The sequence below is a fragment of the Phenylobacterium sp. genome (assembly GCF_030693805.1).
GTDB lineage: Bacteria > Pseudomonadota > Alphaproteobacteria > Caulobacterales > Caulobacteraceae > Phenylobacterium.
This window is the reverse complement of sequence record NZ_JAUXZW010000381.1, coordinates 1-4,500: the sequence shown is the minus strand read 5'-3', so window position 1 is coordinate 4,500 and position 4,500 is coordinate 1. Positions and strand designations below refer to the sequence as shown.

The window sequence follows — 4,500 nt, the reverse complement described above, 5'->3', positions numbered from 1 at the left end:
CCGCCCATGTCGAAGCCCAGCACGGCGTCCGCGCCGGCTGCGCGCGCGGCGCCGGCCACACCCACCACGCCGCCCGCCGGGCCCGAGACCACCGCGTCGCGCCCGCGGAAGGCGTCCGCGCTCGCCAGGGCGCCGGCCGAGGTCATGAAGTAGAGCGGCGCTCCGGCGACCGCCTGACTCACCTGGCGCACGTACGCCTGCACCACCGGCGTCAGATAGGCGTCGGCGACCGCCGTCTCGGCGCGCGAAATGAACCGCGGCAAGGGCGAGACCTGGGCGCTCAGAGCGACGAACGCGAAACCGGCGTCGTGGGCCAGCGCGCCGGCCGCGAGCTCGTGTGTCGGGTTCAGGTCGGAATGCAGGAATGCGATGGCGACGGAGGTGAATCCGTCCGCCACGGCCTGCGCCAGCCGTGGCGCCAGGTCGGATTCATCGAGCGCCGTCACCACCGACCCGTCCGCGGCAAGGCGTTCGACCGCCTCGACCACGTCCGCGTACAGCGGGGCGGGCCTGCGGATCTCCAACGCGAACAGGTCCGGCCGGGTCTGGTCGCCGATCTCCAGGGCGTCGGCGAAACCTTGGGTGGTGACCAGCAGAGTCTTCGCCCCGCGCCGCTCCAGCAAAGCGTTGGTCGCCACCGTCGTACCCATCCGAATCGAATGGACCTGCTCGGCGGGGAAGGGCGCGTCTGGCGCGAGGCCCAGCAACCGCCGCATCGCCTCGACCGCCGCGTCATCATAAGCCGGTGACGCCGACAACAGCTTCAGCGAACGCTCGGTCCCTGCCGGATTCCGGCCGATCACGTCGGTGAACGTGCCGCCGCGATCGATCCAGAAGCGCCAGAGCCTGTCCAAACCTTAACCTTCCACACAAGCGTGACGCATTGTCATTTTCGCGCCGCCGCCGTAAGCATCGGATACTCCCATGAGCTTCTGGCGCAACATCGCAAGGCTGGCGGCGGGCCGCATCGACGAGGCGGACTGCCCGGAATGCCCCGCCGGCCTGCCCGGCGAAGACCCGGCGTTCTCCACGGCGGTGACGGCGCTTGGCGCGAAGCTGGCCAAGGCCGACGGTCGCCCCGACGCCGAGGAGTACGCCGCCTTCTCCGACGTGTTCCAGCCTGACGCTGGCTCCGAGCGCAACGTTCGCCGCCTCTACGATTTCGCCCGCCAGACCACCCGCGGCTACGAGAGCTACGCGCGGCGCCTCGCCAAGCGCTATCGGGGCTGCCCGCAGTTGCTGGAAGACGTGATGGACGGCCTGTTCCATATCGCCGGCGCGGACGGTGCGGTCACCCACGACGAGCTCACCTATCTGGAAAGCGTAGGCGAGCTGTTCGGCTTCTCGCCGCTGACCTTCCGCCGGCTGAAAGCCACCCACCTGGGCTCACCGGCCGACGACCCCTATACGGTGCTCGGCGCGCCGCATGACACCAGCGACGCGCAACTGCGAACGGTGTGGAAGTCGGCCCTGTCGCAAGCCCACCCCGACCGGGCGCGTGCGCGCGGCTTGCCCAGCGAGTTCGTCGAGGTCGCCGAGGCCAAGGCCGCCGCGATCAATGCGGCCTTCGATGAGATCATGCGCGAACGCCGCGAAATCCTGCTCAAAGGGGCCGCATGACCCCAATCGCCACGTTTTTGACGTTTCTGTACGCTTGACGTTAGGACTCTATAAACCGACATAAACTTGCGGGGCCCTTGGTCGCCGGCTGCGAGGAACGAGATGGTGAGGGAATTCGCCGCGAGACAGGGTTCGGCCCTGCGCAGCCTGGCCCTGGTGGTCGGGGCCCTGGCGACGGCCGCCGCGGTGGCGCTAGGCGCCGTGCTGGCGGTGTTCTTCGCTGCGACCATCGTGGTCATTGCGCTGATGTCGAGCGCGCTCCTGGCGCTGGCGGGCCTGGCCATGCGCGCGCGCCGCAGCGCCCGCGTCCGCGCCACACGCGACGGCCTCATGGAGGCGCGTCACATCGGCGGCCACCACTGGGTCGCGTACGGCTGGAACGAACGCGCCTAGCAATTCGCGTAAGCGGCCACTATCCACCTTCCCATCGAAGCTTTGGAAACGGCGCCGGCTGAGCGCGCCAGCTTGGGAGGATGTGGAATGATCGGGGTCATCGCGAAGCTGAAGGCGGCGGACGGCAAGGATGCCGCCCTTGAACAGGCGTTCGGCGAGCTCGCCGCCAAGGTGCGGGCCGGCGAACCCGGTTGCCTGATGTACCAACTGACCAAGAGCCGAACCGAACCGGGCGTCTACAAGGTGCTCGAACTGTACAAGGACGAGGACGCGCTGAACGCGCACCGCGCCTCCGAGCATTTCAAGGCCGCCGGCCCGAGCCTGGGCGCCGTTATGGCCGGCCGCCCCGAGGTCGAATACCTGGACGGCGTCTAACGCTTAGCGTCGTTCCAGCACCCGGTGGGTGAAGGCGTAGTCGTCGTGTTCGCCGGCCGGGTAATGCTGGCTGCGCACGGTCACCCAGTCGCTCTCGTTGATGGGCGAGAGCACGACATCGCCCTCGATGTCGGCGTCGATCTCGGTCAGGTAGATCCGCCGCGCCCTGGGCAGGGCCAGCTCGAACAGCGCCGCCCCGCCGATCACGCAGACCTCGTCGCGGCCGTCGTCCTCGGCCTGCTCGCGGCCGATCTGCACGGCCTCGCCGAATTCCTCGCAGACCACCGCGTTCTTCGGCTCGAAGCTGCCGTCGCGCGACAGCACGATGTTGGTGCGTCCGACCAGCGGCCGCTTAGGCAGGCTCTCCCAGGTCTTGCGACCCATGATCACCGGCTTGCCCATGGTGGTGGCGCGGAAGATCGCCATGTCGGATTTCAACCGCCAGGGCAGGGTTCCGTCGCGCCCGATCACGCCGTTGCGCGCGCGCGCGATGGGGCCGGCGGTGAGGATGGCGGAGGTCATGCGCCTTCTTAGACGCTGGCGGCGGCGTGCGCCACGCGAGGCTCAGACGGCGATCGGCGCCGCGATCTTGGGATGCGGCTTGTAGCCCTTGAAGGCGACGTCAGCCTCCTCGAAGCCGAACAGGTTGCTCTTGTCGGCCAGTTCCAGCCTAGGCAGCGGGCGTGGCTCGCGGGTCAGCTGCTCACGGGCTTGGTCCAAGTGGTTCAGGTAGAGATGCGCGTCGCCGAGCGTATGGACGAACTCGCCCGGCTGCAGGCCCACCACCTTTGCGACCATGGCGGTCAGCAGCGCGTAGCTGGCGATGTTGAACGGCACGCCCAGGAACACGTCCGCCGAGCGCTGGTAGAGCTGGCAGGAGAGGCGTCCTTCCGCCACATGGAACTGGAACAGGCAGTGGCAGGGCGGCAAGGCCATGTCGTCCACATCAGCAGGGTTCCAGGCGGTGACGATATGGCGGCGGCCTTCGGGGTTGGCGCGCAGGCCGTCTACCAGCTTGGCGATCTGGTCGATCACCTGGCCGTCAGGCGTGGCCCACGAACGCCACTGCTTGCCGTAGACCGGCCCCAGTTCGCCGTCGGCGTCGGCCCATTCGTCCCAGATGCCGACGCCGCGTTCCTGCAGCCAGCGCACGTTGGTGTCGCCGCGCAGGAACAACAGCATTTCGACGACGATCGATTTGCGATGCAGCTGCTTGGTGGTCAGCAGCGGGAAGCCTCGGGCCAGATCAAAGCGCATCTGCCGGCCGAAAACGCCCAGCGTGCCCACGCCTGTGCGATCGCCGCGCTGGACGCCGTTGGCCAGGATGTCGGCCACTAGGTCGAGGTACTGTCGCTCCGGGTGGTCGGCGGCGGCCAGAGCGTCGGACGTAGTGATGACGGCGGGTGCGTTCATGACGGGAGACTCAGGCGCAAAAATCCGACTGCAGAGTAAGCCTATTACAGACAACGCCCATGCGACGCGTCGGCTTCTCCACAGTTTTCCGGGTGGTCATCCCGCGAACCCGCCGTCGTCGAGATAAGCCTGCTCCTCGGCCGTCATCACCCGGCCCAGCGCTGGATTGCGATGCGGGAACCGGCCGAAACGGGCGATGATCTCGTGGTGCAGCTTCGCGTAGCGCAGCATCTCGTCGTCGCCCAGGGCGACGAACAGCGCCAGGCTGAACTCCTGGTCCGCCGCATCTTCGGAATGCTCGAACGGCAGGTAGAAGAAACCGCGCAGTTCGGGCTCGATCTGCGCATCCAGTCCCGACTCCACCGCACGTCTGGCGATCGTGCGCGCCTTGGGGTCGGTGGCGAAGGCGTGGGCGGAGTTGCGATAGAGGTTGCGGGGGAATTGGTCGAGCAGGATCATCAGCGCCAGGGCGCCCTCGGCGCCGCTCGCCCAGGCGTCGTATTCGCCGCGCGCGGCGCGGTGGTGGACGGGCTCAAACTTCAGCCGGATGGCGTCATCGAACGCCCGCTCGGCCTTGAACCAGCGCCTCGGGCCCGCATGGCGCCAGAACCCCGTCACATCCTGCGCGATCGCCGCCACCGTTAGTCCACGCGGCAGGCCGGGCAGAGGCCGCGGGCTTCCAGGGTGACGGCGCGCACC

At 68.3% G+C, this 4,500-nt stretch carries 7 protein-coding genes; 3 read left to right on the top strand and 4 right to left on the bottom strand.

The window, feature by feature from the left end; genetic code table 11:
- Nucleotides 1–854 (bottom strand): hydantoinase/oxoprolinase N-terminal domain-containing protein (locus Q8M88_RS15075; RefSeq protein ID WP_305597976.1); only part of this gene is annotated, 854 nt, incomplete at its 3' end.
- 70 nt (nt 855–924) lie between these two features.
- Between Q8M88_RS15075 and Q8M88_RS15070 the strand changes: the two genes are divergently transcribed.
- The 3 genes from Q8M88_RS15070 to Q8M88_RS15060 all read left to right on the top strand — a co-directional run bounded on the left by Q8M88_RS15070 (nt 925) and on the right by Q8M88_RS15060 (nt 2,388).
- Nucleotides 925–1,620: a TerB family tellurite resistance protein gene (locus tag Q8M88_RS15070; protein WP_305597975.1), complete on the top strand. Its 696-nt coding sequence runs from the start codon at nt 925–927 to the stop codon at nt 1,618–1,620.
- 102 nt (nt 1,621–1,722) lie between these two features.
- Nucleotides 1,723–2,013: a hypothetical protein gene (locus Q8M88_RS15065; RefSeq protein ID WP_305597974.1), complete on the top strand. Its 291-nt coding sequence runs from the start codon at nt 1,723–1,725 to the stop codon at nt 2,011–2,013.
- 87 nt (nt 2,014–2,100) lie between these two features.
- Nucleotides 2,101–2,388, top strand: coding sequence for a putative quinol monooxygenase (locus Q8M88_RS15060; protein ID WP_305597973.1), 288 nt, complete (start codon nt 2,101–2,103; stop codon nt 2,386–2,388).
- Between the two features lie 3 nt (nt 2,389–2,391).
- Here the strand turns inward: Q8M88_RS15060 and Q8M88_RS15055 are convergent, their stop codons facing one another.
- The 3 genes from Q8M88_RS15055 to Q8M88_RS15045 form a co-directional block, all read right to left on the bottom strand.
- Nucleotides 2,392–2,910: a dihydrofolate reductase gene (locus Q8M88_RS15055; RefSeq protein ID WP_305597972.1), complete on the bottom strand. Its 519-nt coding sequence runs from the start codon at nt 2,908–2,910 to the stop codon at nt 2,392–2,394.
- Between the two features lie 42 nt (nt 2,911–2,952).
- Complete coding sequence (locus tag Q8M88_RS15050) at nt 2,953–3,801, bottom strand: thymidylate synthase (RefSeq protein WP_305597971.1); 849 nt, start codon at nt 3,799–3,801, stop codon at nt 2,953–2,955.
- Nucleotides 3,802–3,897: 96 nt separating this feature from the next.
- Entirely contained in the window at nt 3,898–4,419 is a 522-nt protein-coding gene (locus Q8M88_RS15045; protein ID WP_371132732.1) for a DUF924 family protein, read from the bottom strand.
- Between the last annotated feature and the right edge of the window lie 81 nt (nt 4,420–4,500).

Excerpts from the sequence above, each read along its gene's own strand:
- Q8M88_RS15050 (WP_305597971.1), bottom strand. The coding sequence starts at position 3,801 with ATGAACGCACCCGCCGTCATCACTACGTCCGACGCTCTGGCCGCCGCC.
- Q8M88_RS15070 (WP_305597975.1), top strand. The coding sequence starts at position 925 with ATGAGCTTCTGGCGCAACATCGCAAGGCTGGCGGCGGGCCGCATCGAC.
- Q8M88_RS15055 (WP_305597972.1), bottom strand. The coding sequence starts at position 2,910 with ATGACCTCCGCCATCCTCACCGCCGGCCCCATCGCGCGCGCGCGCAAC.
- Q8M88_RS15060 (WP_305597973.1), top strand. The coding sequence starts at position 2,101 with ATGATCGGGGTCATCGCGAAGCTGAAGGCGGCGGACGGCAAGGATGCC.
- Q8M88_RS15065 (WP_305597974.1), top strand. The coding sequence starts at position 1,723 with ATGGTGAGGGAATTCGCCGCGAGACAGGGTTCGGCCCTGCGCAGCCTG.